The sequence below is a fragment of the Kineococcus gynurae genome (assembly GCF_042433995.1).
In the GTDB taxonomy this organism is placed as follows: Bacteria; Actinomycetota; Actinomycetes; order Actinomycetales; family Kineococcaceae; genus Kineococcus; species Kineococcus gynurae.
Genome location: NZ_JBHLUI010000008.1, coordinates 330,895 through 350,185, shown reverse-complemented (window position 1 = coordinate 350,185; position 19,291 = coordinate 330,895). Strand labels below are relative to the sequence as shown.

Here is a 19,291-nt window from a genome sequence, read left to right as displayed (position 1 = left end):
CCGCCCCTCAGGGCAGGCGCAGCACGAGTTCCGCCGGTCCTCCCCCCTCCCCCGCGACGACCCGGGACACGCAGACGCACAGCGCCGTCCCGGCCTCCTGCTGCCGTCGGCTGAGGAACACGTCGCGGTGGTCGAGGGTGCCCCGGACGTCGGCCACGGTCAGGCGGCACAACCCGCACTCGCCCTTGCGGCAGTCGTACATGAGGTCGGCACCGGCCCGCTGCAGGGCCTCGAGCAGGGTCGAGTCCGGACCGACCGTGGTGCGCAGCCCGATCTCGGGGATGCTCGCCACGAACTCCTGCGGCGCGTACCAGCCGGAGCTGCCGAACGTCTCGAACCGCAGCGTGCCGGCGGGCAGACCATGCCGCTCCCAGCTGCGCCGCACCGCGTCCATCAACCGGATCGGGCCGCACACGTAGACCTCGGTGCCCCCGGCGTCGGGTCCGGACGCGACGCCCGCCACCAGCGCGTCCACGTCCAGGCCGCTCCCCTCGGCATCCACGTGCAGGGTGTACCGCTCGCCGAGTTCGGCGGTGAGCACGTCGACGTAGGCGGCCCGGGCCCGTTCCCGCACGACGTGGTGGAGTCGGACGTCCCTGCCCCGCGCGGCCAGGAGGCGGGCCGAGGCCAGCAGCGCGGTGATCCCGATCCCCCCGGCCACGAGCACGTAGCGCGCCGCGCCGGGTCGCAGCGGGAAACCCTGCCGGGGTCCGCTGCACCGCACCTCGTCCCCCACCTCGAGCGCGTGCACGAACCGTCCGCCCCCGCGCGAGGTCGGGGTGAGCAGGACCGAGATCACCGAACGGTCCCCCGTCGGGCTCGACTCCACGACGGAGTAGGACCGCAGCTCCGGACGCCCGTCCACGACCACCTCCAGCTGCAGGTGGCTCCCGGGTTCGGCGGGGCGACCCGGGGCGTGCTGCAGCACCACCCGGCGGACGTCGCGGGCGACGTCGCGCGCCTCCACGACCCGGGCACGGTGGAGCGGGTCGTTCGTGGTGCTCACGCCCGTCCCTCGGCCCGCAGCATCCCGTCGAGGATGCGGCGCACCCACATCCCCCCGGCGTCGATGTTCAGGCTGTAGAACTGCTTGTCCGGGTTGGCGTCGATGGCCCGCTGCTGGGCGGCGAGCATCGCCTCGTCCTCCCCGAACACCCCGTGCACCCCCTCCCGCAACTGGGTGGTGATGAGCTGGCTGTCCAACCGGTAGTTGCGCATGAACGCCCAGAAGTAGTGCGACGCCCGCTCGGACTCCGGGGTGATGGTGTTCATCACGTACCCGTTCACGCCCTGGCTGCGGTCACCCTCGGGCGCGCCGGTCCCGGTGGGGGCGACCCCCACGTCGATGCAGATGGTCGAGGGCGCGTAGTAGTGGATGATCTGCCAGCGGTCGACCCGTCCCTCGAACCCCGGGAACCGGTCGCGGATGTTCTTCAGCCAGAACGGGGGTGGGACCACGTCGCGCATCCAGCGGGTCACCGTGACGCTGCCGTCGTCCTCCCGCCGCGTGACGAACTCCGACCCGCTCAGCTCGTCCTGCCCGATGCTCGACCCGTGGACGAACTCCTCGTGGGTGAGGTCCATGAGGTTGTCCAGCACCAGCTGGTAGTTGCAGGGCGCCTCGATCGTGAGACCGTCACCGGCCCACTCCGGGGAATCCATCTGGTGCATGTCGGGGATGCTCGCGGGATCGGCCAGCAACGGGTCCCCCGGCCAGACCCAGACGTAGCGGTACCGCTGCTCGACGGGGTAGGAGGTGACCAGCGCGCTGGGGTTCACCGTCTCCTGCGCCGGCATCGACGTGCACCGACCCGCGGAGTTGTACCGCAGGCCGTGGTAAGGGCACTGGATCCCGTCCCGGCCGACCAGGCGGCCCATCGACAGCGGTGCCAGCCGGTGCCAGCAGGCGTCGGCCAGTGCCACGGGACGCCCGTCCTGCGTCCGGTAGAGAGCCAGCGGGTGACCGGCGACCGTCCGGGCCAGGACCCCCTTCGCGGTGACCTCGTGGTCCCAGGCCGCGACGTACCAGGCGTTCAGGGGGAAGGGGAAGATCTTGGCGTTGACCTGGCCGGGCTCGGCGAGCGGGCCGGCGTGCACGTCGGTCATGAAGGTGCTCCGCATCCTCGGGGGGCGATCCAGCGGTGTCCGCCCCGGTGACCCGTGGGGAACCGGGGGACCACGTCGTCGTGGGACCGCAGCCTGACCCGGGACCGCGCTCGCGCGGCAGCCGCGATTCCGACTGTCGGAAGCAGGGCGGGGTGAAGATTCCGGTGGCCGGAAGCCACGACCCCCCGGGGGGTCAGGAGGTCAGGGACCGGACGCCCAGCGCTCGCGAGATGCCCAGGGCGGCGGTGCGCACGGCGGGCACCAGGGCCGTCGCGGCGGTCCGGCCGACGCCGTAGACGACAGAGATCGCGGCCACCACCTCCCCGTCGCCGCGGCGCACGGGAGCGGCCACGGAGGCGGCGCCGAGGGTCACCTGCTGGTCGCTGAAGGCCACACCGGCCCGACGGACCTCGGCCAGGACGGCCCGCAGCCGATCCGGGTCGACGAGCGTCCGGTCCGTCCAGCGTCGCATCGGGGCCGCGAGCGCGGCCTCCTGGACCTCGGGCGGGGCGTGCGCCAGCAGCACCCGGCCGACCCCGGTGGCGGGCAACGGGAACCGGGTCCCCACCCGGGTCATGACGTCGACGGCGTCCGGGCCGGTCAACCGCTCCACGAAGACGCTCTGCAGGTCCTCGCGGACCGCGAGCTGCACGTTCTCCCGGGTCGCGGTGTAGAGATCCTCCAGGAACGGCAGCGCGACGTTGCGCAGTTCCGGCCCCCGGGGGACCAACGAGGCGAGCTCCCACAGCCGCAGGCCCACCGAGATCGTCCCGTCCTCGTCGCGCTCCAGGGCACCCCACCCGACGAGGTCGGCCACGATGCGGTGCACGGTGGTCAGCGGCAGTCCCGTGGCCGCCGCGATCTCCACGAGCCGGAGCCGCGGGTGACGGGCGGTGAAGGCGCCGAGGACGTCGAGGGTCCGGGTGGTCAGGGTCACGCGCTCCCCCCGCTCGGGTCAGCCGATGTCGCCGACGGGCACCGGCCCGTCGCCGTCGACCCGCTGACCCCGCAACCCGCTGAGCATCGTGCGCAGCAGCTCGTTGACCTGGGCCCGCTGCTCCGGGTCCAACCGGCTGAGGACGAGTTCCTGACCGTAGGCCGACACGGGCAGCATCTCGTCGTGGGCCGCCGCCCCCGCACCCGTGAGGTACATCGGCCGTGAACCCCGGGGTCCCTCCAGCAGGACGACCAGCGCGCGCTGGGTCAGCACGGCCACGCTCTTGGAGACGATCGCCTTGTTCACGCCGAGGAACTGCGCCACCTGGGTGGCCGACAACCCCGGGGACCCGGCCAACGTCGAGATGACCCGCCAGTCGTTGGTGCCCAGCCCGAAGCGGTGGCGCAGCTCGTGCGACTCCCGCCAGACGAGGGCGTTGGAGAGCAGGTGCAGCAGCCGGGGGGTGAACTCCTCGATGTCGAGGGCGGTCGACATCGGCTCGGTGACGATCTCCTCGGCGGCACGGCCACCGTTGGGCCACGCGTGGACGACGGTCATGGGCACCTCGGGGGTATCGGGCGAACGCTGCGTGGCAGGTCCTCAGGGGTTTCCGCCTGTCGGAACGAGGGTGGCACACGGCCGCCTCCTCGCGGCCATCATCCTCGTGAACGAGTTTCCCGGTGAAGCTGTTTACATGTCAACACGCGGCTGTTACGTTTCGGCCCAGTGATCGCCGACACGGACGTCGACCGGTCCTCCCACCACTCCCCCCGCTGCACCCGGCACACCCCTTCCGCCCCGGCGGCGCGTCACCGACGCGGCCGCCCCATCCGTGGACGTCGACGAGGAGACACGCGATGAGCGCCCAACCCCTGACCGCCACCGGCCGGCGCAGCGTCGCCGAGCTCGAGGACCTGGCCTACGAGCTGCGCACCAAGCTCCTGGAGCTCTGCGGCACCTACGAGGGAGCCGTCCACATCGGCGGGGACCTCTCCGCCGCCGACGTCTTCACGGTCCTCTTCGAGTACGGCATGGACGTCGACCCCGACGACATCCGCAACCCGCACCGCGACCGCTTCGTGCTCAGCAAGGGGCACGCCGCGGTCTGCATGTACATCGCCATGGCCATCCGGGGTTTCTTTTCCTACGAGGGCATCGTCGAGACCTACGGCCAGCTCGACAGCGCCTACGGCATGCACCCCTGCAAGGTGCAGCTGCCCGGGGTCGAGGCCTCGACCGGGTCGCTCGGGCACGGGCTGCCGCTGGCGGTCGGCATGGCCCTCGGGGCACGCCACCGCGGTGAGGAGCACCGCGTGTTCTGCCTGCTGGGCGACGGGGAGACCGGTGAGGGGTCGGTCTGGGAAGCGGTGATGGCAGCCCGCAGCAACGAACTGGGCAACCTCGTCGCCGTCGTCGACCGCAACCGCCAGCTCATGACGAGCTTCGCGGAGGAGCGTGTCGTGTTCGAGCCCTACCCCGACAAGTGGCGGGCCTTCGGCTGGAACGTCGTGCACGTCGACGGCCACGACATGGCGGAACTGGTGCGCGCCGTCGACGACCTGCCCCCGGCCACGAGCGACCGCCCGACCGTCGTCATCGCCGAGACCGTCAAGGGCAAGGGTGTCGACTTCATGGAGCGCAACCTCGCCTGGCACGCCGGCTCCCTCGGCGCGGCCGATCTCGACCGCGCCCTGACCGCCCTGGCCGCCTCGCGCGCCGCCACCAAGGAGAACGTCTGATGCCCGTCACCTTCACCTTCGACGAGATGCTGTCGGCCCGCTCCGTCATCGGTTCCACGCTCGCCGAGCTCGGGGAGACGCACGACAACCTCTGGGTCCTGACCCCCGACATCGGCGCGACCCTGGTCGAGTTCCGGGACCGGTTCCCCGACCGGTTCGTCGACGTCGGCCTGGCCGAGCAGGCCTGCGTCGGCATCGCCGCCGGCCTCGCCTACGACGGCAACGTCCCGGTCGTCTCGGGGATGCTGCCCTTCCTCAGCATGCGCGCCCTGGAACAGGTCCGCACCGACGTCTGCTACCCCAACCTGCCGGTCAAGATCATCGGTACGCACGGCGGCCTGGTGGGCAACGGCGGTTCGACGCACTACGCCGTCGAGGACCTGGCCCTCATGTGCGCCCTCACCAACATGACGGTCACCTCCATCGGGGACCCGCTGCTGGTGGGCGAGGTCATCCGGCAGTCGATGTCGATGCCCGGCCCGATCTACATCCGCCTGGCCGTCGGCAAGAAGGACAAGGTGCTCTACCAGCCGGGCGAGCACGACATCCGCATCGGCACGGGCATCGTCGCGCGGGAGGGCACCGACGCCACGATCTTCACGCACGGGACCACCGTGGCCCAGGCCCTCGACGCCGCGGAGCAGCTGGCCCTCGACGGCCGGTCGGTGCGGGTCGTCGACATGTTCACCCTCAAGCCCATCGACGCCGACCTCGTCTCCCGCTGCGCCGAGGAGACCGGTGGCCGGTTCGTCGTCCTCGAGGACCACCTCGCCTACGGCGGGCTCGCCACCCGGGTCGCCGACGTCGTCGCCGACCGGGGCATCCACCTCACCGGTTTCGAGCGGCTGGGGATCCCGCAGGTCTACGCCGGTTTCGGCGACGACGAGCAGCTGCGCGACAAGCACGGGTACGGCCTGACCGCCACCGTCGCCGCCGCCCGCCGGGTCCTCGCGGCATGAGCGTCCGCACCGTCGCCGTCACCCGCATCGGCAGCCTGAAGGCCACCGACGAGGCCGCCCGCGGCCGCATCGAGGTCATCGACCTCCCCGAGCCGGACCTCGGCCCCGAGGACGTCCGGGTCCGGGTCGCCTACTCCGCCATCTGCGGTTCCGACCCCCACCTGGCCGAGGGGTTCTTCGGCACCGACGTCCCGATCGGACTCGGCCACGAACTCTCCGGCGTCGTCGAGGCGCTCGGCCCCGGGCTGCGGCGGACCGACCTCGCCGTCGGCGACCGGGTCTCGGGGAACTTCCTGCGGTTCTGCGGCTCCTGCCGACCCTGCCAGCAGGGGCGGCAGCAGTTCTGCGAGCACATCCAGGAGTACAACCGGCCCGGGATGTCGGAGACGATCACCTGGCACGAGTCCCAGCTCTACAAGCTGCCCCACTCCGTGTCCCTCCTGCACGGGTGCCTGCTCGAACCGGTGTCGGTCGCGGTCCGCATCGCCGACAAGACCCGGGTCCGGGTGGGCGACCGGGTCGCGATCTGCGGGGGCGGCCCCATCGGGCAGCTCGCCCTGCAGGTCATGGCCCGCTACGGGGCCACGTCGCTGACGATGATCGAGCCGATCGCCGAGCGGCGCGAGCTGGCCCGCCGCTGCGGGGCGGAGCACACGATCGACCCGGTGACCGAGGACCAGGAGGGTCGAGCCCGGGAGATCACGGACGGACGCGGGTTCGACGTGGTGATCGACGCCTCGGGCTCCCCCCGGGCCACGCGGGGCCTCCTCGACCTCGCCGCCCAGGGCGGGACCGTCGTCTACGGGGCGATGTACCCGACCGGTCACGAACTCCCCCTGGACCTCTCCCGCTACCTCTACCTGCGGGAACTGACGCTCACCGGGTTGTTCGTCTCCCCTTACGCGTTCCCGCGTGCGGTGCAGCTGCTGCCGCACCTCCACCTCGACGAGTTCACCCGGGCGGTGTTCCCCCTCGAGCAGGCCGCCGAGGCCTTCGAGGTCCACCTCAGCGGTCGGTACCCCAAGGTCGTGCTGCGTTGCAACGAGTTCGAGGAGCTGGTGTGAGCGCCATGACCGAACCCGCCGGACCGGTCGGAGCCGTCACCGCCGCGGGCGGCACCGTGCAGCCGGCGTTGGAGGCCCACGACGTCCTCAAGCACTTCGACGGCGTCCACGCCCTGCGCGGCGCCCACCTCTCGGTCCGACCGGGAGAGATCCATGCCCTGCTCGGGGAGAACGGCGCCGGGAAGTCCACCCTCATCAAGGTGGTCACCGGCGTCTACGCCCCCGACGGGGGCACGATCCGTCGCAACGGGGAGGAGGTGCAGTTCGCCGGGGTCCGCGCGGCCAACCGGGCCGGTGTCGTCGCGCTGTACCAGGAACTCTCCATCATCCCCTCCATCACCGTCGCCGAGAACGTCCTGCTGGGTGAGCAGATGCCCGCCCGCGGGGGTGTGGTCGACTGGCGGCGGATGCGGCAGCGGGCCCGGGTCCACCTGGAACGCCTGAACCAGCGGATCCCGCTGGACCGGCTCGCCGGGGAGCTCTCCCCCGTCCAGCAGACGATGGTGTCCTTCGCCCGGGCCCTGGCCACCGACGCCAAGGTGCTCATCCTCGACGAACCCACCGCGTCGCTGACCGACACCGAGATCCGTGAACTCTTCGTCGTCCTGCGCTCCCTGCGGGACGAGGGGGTCGCGATCCTCTACGTCTCCCACCGGCTGGAGGAGGTGTTCGAGCTCTGCGACCGCCTCACCGTCATGCGCAACGGCGCGACCATCACCACCAAGGACGTCGCCGACTCCACCATCGACGAGGTCATCTCGACCATGGTGGGCCGCGAACCGGGTTCGCTGTTCCCCGACCGGGGAACGGCCACCTCGACGGTCAGCCTCGCGGTCGAGGGGTTGCACGGCCGGCGCGTCAAGGACGTGTCGTTCCGCGCGCACGCCGGGGAGGTCCTCGGGATCGGCGGGCTCGCCGGGTCCGGGCGCAGCGAACTCCTGCGCATCCTGGCCGGCGCCCAGAAGCAGACGGGCGGGACCGTCGCGGTCAACGGCACCGTCCTGCCGCACCGGGCCGCGGTGCCCGAGATGCTCGCCGCGGGCATCGCCCTCGTCCCCGAGGAACGACGCAGCCAGGGGGTGGTTCTCGCGGCCACCATCCGCGACAACATCGCCCTCGCCAACATTCCCACGGTGAGTTCCGCCGGGGTCGTCTCCGGGGCGCGCATCAGCGCCATCGTCGAACGCGGGATGCGCGACCTGCAGATCAAGGCCCACGGCCCGCGCCAACCGGTCGGCGAACTCTCCGGAGGCAACCAGCAGAAGGTCGTCCTGGCCAAGATGCTGGCCCGCAGGCCCTCGGTGCTGCTCATGGACGAACCAACCCGCGGGATCGACGTCGGCACCAAGGCCGAGATCTACCGGCTCATCCGCCGGCTCGCCGCCGAGGGGACCACCGTCATCGCCGTCAGCTCGGAGCTGCCGGAACTGATCGGGATGAGCGACCGCATCCTGATCATGCACGAGGGCCGGGTCTCCGGCGAGGTCGACGCCGCCGAGGCGGACGAAGAGATCCTGCTCTCCTACTGCTACGGAAAGGCCGACGCGCGATGAGCACCACCACGACCAACCCGGGGATCGAGGACCCGACCGGCCTGCGCGCGGTGCCCCGCCGCTCGCTCGGGCAGCAGATCCTCTCCGCCGGAACGATCCTGGCCCTGCTGGCGCTCGTCGTGTTCTTCTTCGCGATGCGCCCGGACGTGTTCCTCACCTTCACCAACGTGCGCAACATCCTCTACCAGGTGTCCATCCTGGCCATCATCGCGGTGGCCCAGACGGTCGTCATGGTCGTCGGCGACTTCGACCTCTCGGTGGCCGCGACCTCGAGCCTGGCCGGGTCGGTGGCCGGGGCGCTGCTCACCGGCGGCAGCTCGGTGCCGGTCGCGATCCTCACCGCGCTCGCGGTCGGTCTGGGGATCGGGCTGATCAACGGCGTCCTGGTCGCCTACCTGAACCTGTCCGCGTTCGTCGCCACCCTCGCCTCGATGACGTCGATCATCGGCGGCGCCTACCTCGTCACCGAGGGCACGACCCTGTTCAACTTCCCCCCGGCCTTCACCGAACTGGGCCAGGGCCGGTTGCTCGCCATCCCGATGCCCGTCTACTTCGCCACGCTCATCGCCCTGGCCGCGTGGGCCGTCCTCCGGTTCACCACGCTCGGTCGCAGCTGGTACGCCATCGGCGGCAACGTCGAGGTCGCCCGGCTCTCCGGGATCTCGGTCCGCCGCTCGCGCCTGCTGGCCTTCACGGTGGCCGGTCTGGTGGCCGCCACCGGTGGGGTCCTCCTGGCCGCCCGCCTCGGTTCGGCGAGCGCGGTGCAGGGCAGCGACAACCTGATGTTCTCGGTCGCGGCGGTCTTCCTCGGCATGACGGTCATCCGCTCCGGTGCGGCCAACCTCGGCGGCACGATCATCGGTGTCGCGATCATCGGCGTCATGAGCAACGGCCTGAACATCCTGGGCGTCAACAGCTACGTCCAGCAGGTCGTCACCGGGATCATCATCATCGCCGCGGTCACCCTGTCGTCGTTGAAGACGCGGGGTCGCTGACCCCCTCCCGGCTCACCCCGCCCCCGCGGCACCCGCCGCGGGGTCGGTCCCCCCTGCACGCCCCTGCACGCCCCCGCACGTCCCCGCAGCACACCCCCAGCACACCCCAGCACGTTCCCCGACGAAGGAGTCATCATGCGCACTCGGTTCACGGCGATCGCCGCGGCCACCCTCGCGGCCACCATCGGCCTCACCGGCTGCGGCGCCGGATCGGCCGGCACCGACGGCGACACGTTCAAGGTCATCGCCTTCACCTCGGGGAACCAGACCCCGATCGGCGCGTGGTGGGTCAAGGCCGTCGAGGCCGAGGCCGAGGCCAAGGGCTGGGACCTCACGATGATCCAGGGCGACTTCGACTTCCAGAAGATGAACCCCCAGGTCGAGAGCGCGATCGGTCAGGGCGCCGACGTGATCCTCGACGGGTACACCGACGTCGCCTCGATCAGCTCGATCGTCACCGCGGCGAAGGACTCCGACATCCCGATCTTCGCGATCGACAGCGCCACGGAACCCTCCGACGCGTTCGCCCTGAACATCACCACCGACCAGCAGGGCATCGCCGACAGCACCGTCGCCGAACTGGACAAGTCCCTCGGTGGCCTGCAGGGCAAGACCGTCATGGTGATCGGGCACGACCCGCACCCCGGCATCCGGATGCGGGCCGGCCTGGCCGAGGAGGCCCTGAAGAAGGCGGGGGCGACCATCGCCGGCGGTGACGTCCAGAAGATCAAGTCCCCGGCCACGGGCCGCACCGAGGCGCTCGCGCTGGTCAGCGACTACCTGTCGGCCAACCCGGACGGTCTGGACGCGGTCTGGGTGGGCTGGGACGACCCCGCCCTCGGAGCGACCAAGGCCATCACCGAGGCCGGTTCCTCGGCCAAGGTCACCGGGGTCGACGCCACCAGCGAGGCCCTCGCCGCGGTCGAGGCCGGAGGCCCGTTCCTGGCCACGGTCGAGCAGCCCTGGCCCACGATCCTGGACTCCCTCGACGAGGCCGTCGCCGCCTACCAGAAGGACAAGACGCTGCCCTCGACCAACTACGAGGCCGTCGGGACGACGCTGGTCACCGCGGCGAACGCCGCCTCGATCACCCCGTCCGACAAGCTCGGCAACTGACGCGGGACCGGACGTGACGAACACGGGCAGCACGGCGCTGCAGGACAAGGTCGCGCTCATCACCGGGGGGGCCGGGGGCATCGGACTGGCCACGGTCCGGGCCTTCCTCCGTCAGGGCGCGAAGGTGATGATCGCCGAGCTCGACCAGGACCGGGCGCAGCAGGCCGCCGAGCAGGTCGCGGCCGAGTTCGCGGCCGACGACTCGGTGGCGGAGGGCTCGGTGGCGGGCGTCGCGGTCGACGTGGCCGACTACGCCCAGGTCGCGGCCGCGGTCGCGCGGACCGTCGAGGTGTTCGGGCGCCTCGACGTCATGTTCAACAACGCCGGGATCGCCGGGGGGAAGCCGTTGCTCGAGCACGACCCGGAGAAGGACTACGACCCCATCATCCGGATCGACCAGGACGGCGTGTACTTCGGGATCCTGGCCGCGGGCCGGCAGTTCCGCGACCAGGGCGGCGGGGGGGTCATCATCAACACCTCCTCGATCTACGGGGAGCAGGCCGCCGAACTCGCCTTCACCTACAGCGCGGCGAAGGCGGCGGTCATCTCCTTCACCCGTTCGGCCGCCTACGAACTGGCCGAGCACGGGACCCGGGTCGTGGCGATCACCCCGGGTCGGATCGCCACCCCGATGATCCGCCAGTTCAGCCCCGAACTGCAGGAGCTGTTCGCCTCGGAACTGCTGCGCAACAAGCTCACCGAACCCGACGAGGTCGCCGAGGTGGTCGCCTTCCTGGCCTCCGACGCGGCCAACGTCATCAACGGCACTGTCGTGAGCGTCGACGACGGGTACTCCGTCTTCAAGCAGCGTTTCGACCTGCCGGCGTTCTGAACCCGTGCGCACCGACCTCGCGTTCCACCTCGCCGCCCTCCCGGTCGCACCCGACCCCGCCTCCCTCAGACCCGCCCTGGAGGCGTTGCGGGAGATCGGGTACGACCGGGCGGTCCTCCCCCCGCTGGATCCCACCACGACGGACGCCCGGGCCCTGGGGAGGGCGTTCCGCGACGCCGGGGTGGAACCCGTCGCCATGGTCGGGCTCGCCCCGGGGCAGGACGTCTCCTCGACCGATCCCGACGAGCGCGCGGCGGGACGCGCGGCACTGCTGGCGGCGGTCGAGTTCGCCGCCGCGCTCGGCGCCGACCAGCTCAACGGCGTCCCGTACGGTCTGTTCGGGAAACCCGGCACGGTCCCCGACGCGGGCGCCTTCCACCGCAGCGCGCGGGAGGTGGGACTGGTCGCCGACCGGGCCGCCGACCGCGGGGTGCACCTCACCTTCGAGGTCCTCAACCGCTACGAGCAGGGCTTGGTCAACACCGCGGCCCAGGCCATGGACTACGTGGCGGCCAGCGGTTCGGCCCACCTCGGCATCCACCTCGACACCTTCCACATGGGGATCGAGGAGTCCGACCTGGCCGCAGCCGTCCGCACCGCCCTCCCCCGGTTGCGCTACCTCGAGCTCGGCCAGTCCGGCCGGGGGGACCTCGGCACCGGCGCGATCGACGTCGCCGGGGTCCTCGAGGCCGCCCTCACCGCGGGCTACCGCGGACGGGTGGGGGTCGAGGCCTTCTCCCGGCGCCTGCTGCCGTCGCCCGTCGCCGACGCCCTCGCCATCTGGCGCTCCCCCTACGACGACGGACTCGCGCTCGCCCGCAGCGCCGTCCGTCTCATCCGTGCGGTCACCGACCGCTTCGACGTACCGTCCATGCAGTCCTGAGCAGGAGGAGCACCGATGACCGCCACCGCGACCGACACCGGCACCGACGCCGGCACCGCCCGCCTCATCGACGAGGCCGACTTCAGCGGAAAGATCTTCATCGACGGGGCCTGGGTGCCGGGGGCGACCCGGATCGCCTCCGTCGCCCCGGCCACCGGCGAGACCATCGCCACCGTCGGTCTCGCCGGTCCCGACGACGTGGCCCGGGCCGCCGCCTCGGCCTCCCGTGCGCAGAAGGAGTGGGCCGCGACACCGCACCCCGCCCGCGCCGCCGTGCTGCGCCGGGCCGGTCAGCTGTGGGAGCAGCACGCCGAGGAGATCATGGGGTGGAACGTCCGGGAGGTCGGGGCCATCCCCCCGCTCGCCGGTTTCGCCCTGCACGTGACCGCCGCCGAGTGCTACGAGGCGGCGGCCCTCCCCTCGGCTCCCCTGGGCTCGGTGCTCTCCAGCGAGTCGCCGCGCCTGTCGCTGGCCGAGCAGGTCCCGGTCGGGGTGGTGGCCGTCATCTCCCCGTTCAACGTGCCGCTCATCCTCGGCATCCGTGCGGTCGCGCCGGCCCTCGCCCTCGGCAACGCGGTGCTGCTCAAGCCCGACCCCCGGACCGTGGTCACCGGCGGTGTCGCGATGGTCCGGGTCTTCGAGGAGGCCGGGTTGCCCGCCGGTCTGCTGCAACTGGTCCCGGGCGGCGCGGACGTCGGCGAGGCCCTGGTCACCGACCCGCACGTCCGGGTCATCGCGTTCACCGGGTCCACCCGGGCCGGACGGGCCGTCGGCGAGCTGGCCGGCCGTCACCTCAAGCGGGCCCACCTCGAACTCGGCGGGAACTCCGCGTTCATCGTGCGAGGGGACGCCGACGTCGACCAGGCGGTGAACCTCGCCACGTGGGGCTCGTTCCTGCACCAGGGGCAGATCTGCATGACCGTCGGGCGGCACATCGTCCACGAGTCGGTGTTCGAGGAGTACGTCGAGAAACTCGCGGCCAAGGCCGAGTCCATGCACGTGGGCGACCCCGCCGCCGGTCCCTGCCACCTCGGCCCGCTCATCGACGAGGTGCAGCGCGACCGCGTCCACACGCTCGTCCAGGACGCCGTCGCCCAGGGGGCGCAGCTGCGTGCCGGCGGGACCTACGACGGGTTGTTCTACCGCCCGACCGTGCTGGCGAACACCCCGCGCGACGCGCAGGCGTACTGCGAGGAGGTGTTCGGCCCGGTGGCATCGGTGGTCTCCTACGCCGACGACGACGAGGCGGTGGAACTCGCCTCCGCCACGGAGTACGGGCTCTCGCTGGGCATCGTCAGCCGCGACGCGCTCGGGGCGCTCGACCTGGCGCGTCGGATCCCGACCGGCATCGTCCACATCAACGACCAGACCGTGAACGACGAGGCCAACACCCCCTTCGGCGGGGTCGGCGCCTCGGGGACCGGGTCGCGGCACGGGGGTGCGCAGGCCAACGTCGACGCGTTCACCGAGACCCGTTGGATCACCCTGCGGCGGGAACCGGGGCAGTACCCGCTCTGATCCGTGGGTGCGGGGCGGGGTGGGCCGACCACCCCGCCCCGGGGTCGTCAGCGGGCGGCGCCGAGCTGCTGCCGCAGGTCGCGGAGATCGCCGACCCGCCACGTGGGGGCGGTGAACGACCCCGGGTACGGCGAGCGCCCACCTCCCGTCCGGTCGACCCACGCGGTCCGCAGCCCGGCGCGCGCCGCCCCGTCGACGTCCCAAGGGTGGACCGCCACCAGGACCGCGTCCGCAGGAGGGACACCGACCCGACGCAGGGCGTCCTCGTAGGCGCCGCGCCCGGGTTTCCAGACGCCGGCGTCCTCCACCGACAGCACCGCCTCGAACTCCGCCCGGACCCCGGCCCTGGTCAGCAGTTCCTCGGCGACCGCGGCGGACCCGTTGCTCAACGTCAGCAACCGGAAGCCGTCGGTCCGCAGACCCCGGACCCCCTCGACGACGTCGGGGTGCAGCGGGAGCCGGGCGAGCCCGTCCAGGACGGTCCCGACCGCGTCCTCGACGGTGCCTCCCGCGGCCGACGCGTCGACGTCGTGGACGAGGAGCAGCTCACGCAGGAGGTGACCGCCCAGCTCGGCGAAGGTGGCCGAGGCCCCCACCGCCGTCAGCGCGAACCCGTCCCGCAGGACGCGGGCGAACCACAACGACGCCGCGTGGGCGGGGAGGCCGACCTGCTCGAAGCGGTCGGCCAGCGGGGCCAGGTCGGACAACGTCTCGTTGACGTCGAAGACGACCACCGGGGGAACGGACGACATGAGGGACTCCTGGGGCCGGGGACGGCGGACCCCCATCGTGGGTCGGGTGGGGCCGGGTCGCCCGAGCACGCCACCGGTCAGCCCGACGCCCGCTCCCCCGCACCGACCGCGGGCAGGGCCGTCAACGACCGTCCGATCCCCTGCGCCGCGACCTGCAGGGCGGCGACGAGCTGCGGGCGGTCCCGACGCAGCGACGGCACGACCACGCCCAGGGCCGCGACGACGCGCTCGCGCTGTAGCACGGGGACCGCGATCGAGCAGGCGCCGAGCCCCATCTCCTCGGCCGTGCTGGCCCAGCCGTCGCGCAGGACGAGCGTGAGCTGCCGGCGCAGGCTGCCCGGCTGGGTGATCGTGTACGGGGTCACCCGGGTGAGCTCGCGGAAGACCTCCTCGCGCACGTCGGCGGGGGCGTGGGCCAGCAGCACCTTGCCGACACCGGTGGCGTGCAGGGGCAGGCGGGACCCGACCGTGGAGACGATCGGCAGGGTCGTGCTGCCCCGCAACCGGTCCACGTAGAGGGCGCGGGTCCCGTCACGGACCGCGAGGTGGACCGTGGCCCGCGTCGCCCCGTGGAGGTCGTTGAGGTAGGGCGAAGCCACCTCGCGGAGCCCGGACTGGACGGGGGCCAGCAGACCGAGGTCCCAGAGGCGCCGGCCGATCACGTAGTCACCGGCCTCGGTGCGGGTCAGGGCCCCGAACGCGACGAGGTCGCCGACGAGGCGGTGCGCGGTCGGCAGGGGCAACCCGGCCCGCTCCGCCAGCGCGGTGAGGCCGAGCCGACGGTGCTCACCGTCGAAGGCCGCGAGCAGACCGAGCGCGCGGGAGGTGACGCTCCGCCCCGGTGCCCCGCTGCCGCCCGCCACGGTGCCCAGTGTGCTCGGACCGGTCGGTGCGGGCAACGTCCTTCCGACGCGATGGACTTCTGCTGGACGGAAGGGGACGCGGTACAGGTGGGGGTCGACGGGCCTAGCGTCGACGCCATGAGCAGCTCCCGAGTCGACCAGGGCGCACCGTTGCGCCACCCGAGCAGCGGGCTTCCGTTCCAGCGCGTCATCGACGCCGAGATGGCCGCCGTCAGCCGCGCCTACGAGGGCTCGGGGGCCGTCGAGGAGCAGCCCCGCCTCGACTACGCGCCCTACCGGTCCAGCCAGCTGCGTCACCCCACCAAGGACCTGCAGCACGCCGACCCGGAGGGCGTGGAACTCTGGGCCCCCTGCTTCGGCGAGCGCGACGTCGACCCGTTGGAGTCCAACCTGACGATCCAGGACGGGGGCGAGCCCGTCGGCGAGCGCATGGTCGTCACGGGTCGGGTGCTCGACGGCGAGGGCCGCCCGGTGCGGCGGCAGCTGGTCGAGATCTGGCAGGCGAACGCGGGCGGGCGCTACGTGCACAAGCGCGACCAGCACCCGGCCCCGCTGGACCCGCACTTCACCGGGGTCGGCCGCTGCCTGACCGACGACACCGGGACCTACCGGTTCACCACGATCAAGCCCGGCCCGTACCCGTGGCGCAACCACCACAACGCCTGGCGGCCGGCGCACATCCACTTCTCGCTGTTCGGGACCGACTTCACCCAGCGCGTCGTGACCCAGATGTACTTCCCCGGCGACCCCCTGTTCGCGCTGGACCCGATCTACCAGTCGATCGTGGACCCGCGCGCCCGTGAACGCCTCGTCGCCACCTACGACCACGACGTCACCCAGCACGAATGGGCCACCGGGTACCGGTGGGACATCGTGCTGACCGGCAGCCACCGCACCCCGCTCGAGGCCGACGTCGAGGACGAGGGGGACGAGCAGTGAGCACCCTCCCTGCCCCGACGGCGCGACCTGACCGGTTGTCCCCGACCCCCGGGCAGACGGTGGGTCCGTTCTTCCACTACGCCCTGCCCTACGCGGGCGACCGCGACCTCGTCGCCCCGGGAATGCCCGGCGCCTTCCTGCTGCACGGCACGGTGACCGACGGTGCGGGCCGTCCGGTACGCGACGCGCTCGTGGAGATCTGGCAGGCGGGACCGGACGGGCGCGTCCTGCAGCGGCAGGGTTCGCTGCGCCGCGACGGGCACGCCTTCACCGGTTTCGGCCGGTGCAGCACCGACCGGACCGGACGGTTCGGTTTCACGACGCTGCGTCCCGGGGCGGTCGAGGGGTCGTTGCCCTTCTTCGCGGTGACCGTGTTCGCGCGCGGACTGTTGAACCGGCTGTTCACCCGCGCCTACCTGCCGCTCGACGGCGCGCAGCCCGATGCGCTGCTGCGCGCCGTCGGGGACCGGGCGCAGACCCTGATCTGCGTCGAGGACGAGGAGGGTCTGCGTTTCGACATCTCCTTGCAGGGGAGCGACGAGACGGTGTTCCTGAGGTGGCCCGGTGAGGGGCGCGGGCCCGCGGACGCCGGCCCCGACGCACAATCTCCGGCATGACCGACGCGTGGTGGTGGCCCGGCGGGCACCGTGCCGGTTCCCTGATGGGGACCGGTTCGTTCGTCGACGCCCTGCTCGGCGTCGAGCAGGCCTGGTCCCGAGCCCTGGTCGGCGCGGGCGTCGCGCCGGCGGGCGCGGCCGTCGACCTCGACCCGCTGCGGAGCGAGCTCGACGTCGAGAGCCTGGGCATGGCCGCCGAGTCCAGCGGCAACCCCGTCGTCCCGCTCGTCGGGGCGTTGCGGGCGGTGCTGCCCGAACCCGCAGCCACCTGGCTGCACCGGGGCTTGACCAGCCAGGACGTCGTCGACACCGCTTTGGTGCTCTGCGCGCGCGACGCGGTCGGCGCGGTCCGGGCCCACCTGCGCGGGCACGCGCGACGGTTGGCCGCCCTGGTCGCGGAGCATCGCACGAGCGTGATGCTGGCCCGCACCCTGACCCAGCCCGCCGTGCCGACGACGTTCGGCGCCAAGGCCGCGGGGTGGTTGCACGGCGTCCTCGACGCCGACGAGCAACTGGCCGCCCTGCGCTGGCCGGTGCAGCTCGGCGGGGCGGCCGGAACCCTCGCCGCCCCGGTCGAGCTGGCCGGGGTCCAGGGGGCCCGCGCTCTGCGCCGCGCGTTCGCGGCCGCGCTCGGGCTCGACGACGTCGCCCCGTGGCACACCCGCCGCGGGCCGATCACCCGGATCGGTGACGCCGCCGTGAGCGCGACCGACGCGTGGGGACGGATCGCCAACGACGTCCTCGCCCTCGGCCGACCCGAGGTCGGCGAGCTGCGCGACGGATCGGCGGGAGGGTCCTCGACCATGCCGCACAAGGCGAACCCGACCCTCGCCGTCCTCGTCCGTCGCGCCGCTCTCGCCGCTCCCCCGCTCGGGGGGACCCTCCACCTCGCCTCCGCCGAACAGGTCGACGAACGCGCCGACGGCGGGTGGCACGTCGAATGGGAAACCCTGGCCCTGCTGCTGCGGCGCACGGTCGTCGCCGCCGCCCAGGTCGGCGACCTGCTGGCGGGCCTGCAGGTCGACACGGCACGCATGGCCGCCCGGGTCGACGAGCTCGCCGAGGACGTGCTCGCCGAGCAGGTCGCGATCTGCCGCCTGACCGGGCGCGCCCCCGCGGCCGACTACCTCGGGCTGACCGCGGACCTCGTCGACGAAGCCCTGGCCCGGACGAGGACGCACCTGGAACTCCACCCGTCACCCCGTCCTGAGGAGGACCCGTCGTGAGCACCACCCTCGTCCACCTGGCCGGTGACGACACCCGTCCCCTGCTGGTCGTCGGCCCGTCGCTGGGCACGAGCGCCGAGACGTTGTGGTCGACCGCGGCGGACCTGCTGGGCGCGCACTTCCACGTCGTCGGCTGGGACCTGCCGGGGCACGGCCGCAACGCCTGGGTTCCCGAGGGCGACCTCGTCATGGCCGACCTCGCCGCCGACGTGCTCGCCGCGGTGGACCAACTGACCGGGCCCGGGGCGGCCTTCGACTACGCGGGTGACTCGGTCGGCGGTGCCGTCGGGTTGCAGCTGCTGCTCGACGCCCCCGAGCGGATCCGCTCGGCCACCCTGCTGTGCACCGGGGCCAGGATCGGCGACGAGGACGCCTGGTCGGCCCGCGCCGAAGCCGTCACCGCGTCCGGGACCCCGTCGTTGGTGTCCGCCTCCGCCGGACGCTGGTTCGGTCCAGGTTTCCTGGACCGAGAGCCGGCACGGGGTTCGGCTCTCCTGCACGCCCTCTCGAGCGTGCAGGACCGCGGGTACGTAGCGGTCTGCGGCGCGCTGGCCGCGTTCGACGTCCGGGACCGGTTGGGCGGGATCACCGCGCCCGTCCTCGCCGTCGCCGGTGCGCACGACGTCGCGACCCCGCCCGCGAACCTGCGCGAGATCGCCGACGGGGTGCAGCGCGGGCGCCTCGTGGTCCTCGACGAGGTCGCCCACCTCGCCCCGATCGAGTCCCCGGCCGAGGTCGCCCATCTCGTGCGCGAGACTGCCCGCCGGGGGACGGCGGGTCCCCGCGACGACGCGACCGTCGCCGAGGTGCGGGCCGCCGGGATGGCCGTTCGCCGGGAGGTGCTCGGCGAGGCGCACGTCGACCGCGCCACCGCGGGCATCACCGGGTTCACGCGGGAGTTCCAGGAGTTCATCACCGAGTACGCCTGGGGTGGGATCTGGACCCGACCGGGACTGGACCGACGTTCGCGCTCGATGATCACCTTGACCGCGCTGATCGCGCGGGCCCACCACGGAGAACTGGCGATGCACGTGCGCGCCGCGCTCGGCAACGGCCTGACGGTGGCCGAGATCAAGGAGGTGCTGCTGCAGTCGGCGATCTACTGCGGCGTCCCCGACGCGAACCACGCGTTCCAGATCGCCCAGACGGTGTTCGACGAACTGGGGGTGGACACGGGTCGCTGACGGGACCG

At 72.6% G+C, this 19,291-nt stretch carries 19 protein-coding genes; 13 read left to right on the top strand and 6 right to left on the bottom strand.

The window, feature by feature from the left end:
• Nucleotides 1-7 precede the first annotated feature (7 nt).
• The 4 genes from ACFFKU_RS08060 to ACFFKU_RS08045 all read right to left on the bottom strand — a co-directional run bounded on the left by ACFFKU_RS08060 (nt 8) and on the right by ACFFKU_RS08045 (nt 3,601).
• Nucleotides 8-1,006 (bottom strand): PDR/VanB family oxidoreductase, encoded by a 999-nt coding sequence (locus ACFFKU_RS08060; protein ID WP_380137042.1) that lies wholly within the window; start codon nt 1,004-1,006, stop codon nt 8-10.
• Nucleotides 1,003-2,106, bottom strand: coding sequence for an aromatic ring-hydroxylating dioxygenase subunit alpha (locus ACFFKU_RS08055; RefSeq protein WP_380137041.1), 1,104 nt, complete (start codon nt 2,104-2,106; stop codon nt 1,003-1,005). The genes ACFFKU_RS08060 and ACFFKU_RS08055 overlap by 4 nt, the downstream gene beginning before the upstream one ends.
• A gap of 193 nt (nt 2,107-2,299) precedes the next feature.
• Nucleotides 2,300-3,043: an IclR family transcriptional regulator gene (locus ACFFKU_RS08050; protein ID WP_380137039.1), complete on the bottom strand. Its 744-nt coding sequence runs from the start codon at nt 3,041-3,043 to the stop codon at nt 2,300-2,302.
• A gap of 18 nt (nt 3,044-3,061) precedes the next feature.
• Entirely contained in the window at nt 3,062-3,601 is a 540-nt protein-coding gene (locus tag ACFFKU_RS08045) for a MarR family winged helix-turn-helix transcriptional regulator (RefSeq protein ID WP_380137037.1), read from the bottom strand.
• 299 nt (nt 3,602-3,900) lie between these two features.
• On the opposite strand from ACFFKU_RS08045, the gene ACFFKU_RS08040 reads away from it, so the two are divergent.
• From ACFFKU_RS08040 to ACFFKU_RS08000, 9 genes are all read left to right on the top strand, one after another.
• Nucleotides 3,901-4,782 carry a transketolase gene (locus tag ACFFKU_RS08040; protein WP_380137035.1) on the top strand — a complete coding sequence of 294 codons (882 nt, stop codon included), beginning with the start codon at nt 3,901-3,903 and terminating at the stop codon, nt 4,780-4,782.
• A complete protein-coding gene (locus ACFFKU_RS08035; RefSeq protein WP_380137034.1) occupies nt 4,782-5,741 on the top strand; it encodes a transketolase family protein in 960 nt (319 codons plus the stop codon). The genes ACFFKU_RS08040 and ACFFKU_RS08035 overlap by 1 nt, the downstream gene beginning before the upstream one ends.
• Nucleotides 5,738-6,805 (top strand): zinc-dependent alcohol dehydrogenase, encoded by a 1,068-nt coding sequence (locus ACFFKU_RS08030; RefSeq protein WP_380137032.1) that lies wholly within the window; start codon nt 5,738-5,740, stop codon nt 6,803-6,805. The genes ACFFKU_RS08035 and ACFFKU_RS08030 overlap by 4 nt, the downstream gene beginning before the upstream one ends.
• A 5-nt stretch (nt 6,806-6,810) precedes the next feature.
• Nucleotides 6,811-8,358 carry a sugar ABC transporter ATP-binding protein gene (locus ACFFKU_RS08025; RefSeq protein WP_380138045.1) on the top strand — a complete coding sequence of 516 codons (1,548 nt, stop codon included), beginning with the start codon at nt 6,811-6,813 and terminating at the stop codon, nt 8,356-8,358.
• Nucleotides 8,355-9,353 carry an ABC transporter permease gene (locus ACFFKU_RS08020; protein ID WP_380137031.1) on the top strand — a complete coding sequence of 333 codons (999 nt, stop codon included), beginning with the start codon at nt 8,355-8,357 and terminating at the stop codon, nt 9,351-9,353. The genes ACFFKU_RS08025 and ACFFKU_RS08020 overlap by 4 nt, the downstream gene beginning before the upstream one ends.
• A gap of 135 nt (nt 9,354-9,488) precedes the next feature.
• A complete protein-coding gene (locus ACFFKU_RS08015) occupies nt 9,489-10,469 on the top strand; it encodes a sugar ABC transporter substrate-binding protein (protein ID WP_380137029.1) in 981 nt (326 codons plus the stop codon).
• A gap of 13 nt (nt 10,470-10,482) precedes the next feature.
• Nucleotides 10,483-11,301, top strand: a complete 819-nt coding sequence (locus ACFFKU_RS08010; protein WP_380137028.1) for an SDR family NAD(P)-dependent oxidoreductase — start codon at nt 10,483-10,485, stop codon at nt 11,299-11,301.
• 4 nt (nt 11,302-11,305) lie between these two features.
• Nucleotides 11,306-12,184, top strand: coding sequence for a sugar phosphate isomerase/epimerase family protein (locus ACFFKU_RS08005; protein ID WP_380137027.1), 879 nt, complete (start codon nt 11,306-11,308; stop codon nt 12,182-12,184).
• Nucleotides 12,185-12,199: 15 nt separating this feature from the next.
• On the top strand, nt 12,200-13,702 hold the full coding sequence (locus ACFFKU_RS08000; RefSeq protein WP_380137025.1) for a benzaldehyde dehydrogenase: 1,503 nt from the start codon (nt 12,200-12,202) through the stop codon (nt 13,700-13,702).
• A 47-nt stretch (nt 13,703-13,749) separates the two neighbouring features.
• On the opposite strand, the gene ACFFKU_RS07995 is transcribed toward ACFFKU_RS08000, so the two are convergent.
• Nucleotides 13,750-14,454 carry a haloacid dehalogenase type II gene (locus tag ACFFKU_RS07995; protein ID WP_380137023.1) on the bottom strand — a complete coding sequence of 235 codons (705 nt, stop codon included), beginning with the start codon at nt 14,452-14,454 and terminating at the stop codon, nt 13,750-13,752.
• 77 nt (nt 14,455-14,531) lie between these two features.
• Nucleotides 14,532-15,317: an IclR family transcriptional regulator gene (locus tag ACFFKU_RS07990; protein ID WP_380137022.1), complete on the bottom strand. Its 786-nt coding sequence runs from the start codon at nt 15,315-15,317 to the stop codon at nt 14,532-14,534.
• 117 nt (nt 15,318-15,434) lie between these two features.
• Between ACFFKU_RS07990 and pcaH the strand changes: the two genes are divergently transcribed.
• Genes pcaH through pcaDC form a run of 4 tightly spaced genes read left to right on the top strand, consistent with a single transcriptional unit; the run spans nt 15,435 to nt 19,283 of the window.
• A complete protein-coding gene (pcaH, locus tag ACFFKU_RS07985; protein WP_380137021.1) occupies nt 15,435-16,256 on the top strand; it encodes a protocatechuate 3,4-dioxygenase subunit beta in 822 nt (273 codons plus the stop codon).
• A complete protein-coding gene (gene pcaG / locus ACFFKU_RS07980) occupies nt 16,253-16,873 on the top strand; it encodes a protocatechuate 3,4-dioxygenase subunit alpha (protein WP_380137019.1) in 621 nt (206 codons plus the stop codon). Before pcaH ends, pcaG begins: the two co-directional genes overlap by 4 nt.
• Nucleotides 16,870-18,099, top strand: a complete 1,230-nt coding sequence (locus ACFFKU_RS07975) for a lyase family protein (protein ID WP_380137017.1) — start codon at nt 16,870-16,872, stop codon at nt 18,097-18,099. The genes pcaG and ACFFKU_RS07975 overlap by 4 nt, the downstream gene beginning before the upstream one ends.
• The gene (gene pcaDC / locus ACFFKU_RS07970; protein ID WP_380137016.1) at nt 18,096-19,283 is read left to right on the top strand and encodes a bifunctional 3-oxoadipate enol-lactonase/4-carboxymuconolactone decarboxylase PcaDC; all 1,188 of its coding nucleotides are present in this window, start codon (nt 18,096-18,098) and stop codon (nt 19,281-19,283) included. Before ACFFKU_RS07975 ends, pcaDC begins: the two co-directional genes overlap by 4 nt.
• The last annotated feature ends 8 nt before the right edge of the window (nt 19,284-19,291 follow it).

What these genes read in the sequence shown, in the direction of transcription:
- ACFFKU_RS08020 (WP_380137031.1), top strand. Translation starts at nt 8,355, where the DNA reads ATGAGCACCACCACGACCAACCCGGGGATCGAGGACCCGACCGGCCTG.
- ACFFKU_RS07995 (WP_380137023.1), bottom strand. Translation starts at nt 14,454, where the DNA reads ATGTCGTCCGTTCCCCCGGTGGTCGTCTTCGACGTCAACGAGACGTTG.
- ACFFKU_RS08015 (WP_380137029.1), top strand. Translation starts at nt 9,489, where the DNA reads ATGCGCACTCGGTTCACGGCGATCGCCGCGGCCACCCTCGCGGCCACC.
- ACFFKU_RS07975 (WP_380137017.1), top strand. Translation starts at nt 16,870, where the DNA reads ATGACCGACGCGTGGTGGTGGCCCGGCGGGCACCGTGCCGGTTCCCTG.
- ACFFKU_RS08035 (WP_380137034.1), top strand. Translation starts at nt 4,782, where the DNA reads ATGCCCGTCACCTTCACCTTCGACGAGATGCTGTCGGCCCGCTCCGTC.
- ACFFKU_RS08000 (WP_380137025.1), top strand. Translation starts at nt 12,200, where the DNA reads ATGACCGCCACCGCGACCGACACCGGCACCGACGCCGGCACCGCCCGC.
- ACFFKU_RS08025 (WP_380138045.1), top strand. Translation starts at nt 6,811, where the DNA reads ATGACCGAACCCGCCGGACCGGTCGGAGCCGTCACCGCCGCGGGCGGC.
- ACFFKU_RS08055 (WP_380137041.1), bottom strand. Translation starts at nt 2,106, where the DNA reads ATGACCGACGTGCACGCCGGCCCGCTCGCCGAGCCCGGCCAGGTCAAC.
- ACFFKU_RS08045 (WP_380137037.1), bottom strand. Translation starts at nt 3,601, where the DNA reads ATGACCGTCGTCCACGCGTGGCCCAACGGTGGCCGTGCCGCCGAGGAG.
- ACFFKU_RS08030 (WP_380137032.1), top strand. Translation starts at nt 5,738, where the DNA reads ATGAGCGTCCGCACCGTCGCCGTCACCCGCATCGGCAGCCTGAAGGCC.
- pcaH (WP_380137021.1), top strand. Translation starts at nt 15,435, where the DNA reads ATGAGCAGCTCCCGAGTCGACCAGGGCGCACCGTTGCGCCACCCGAGC.
- ACFFKU_RS08040 (WP_380137035.1), top strand. Translation starts at nt 3,901, where the DNA reads ATGAGCGCCCAACCCCTGACCGCCACCGGCCGGCGCAGCGTCGCCGAG.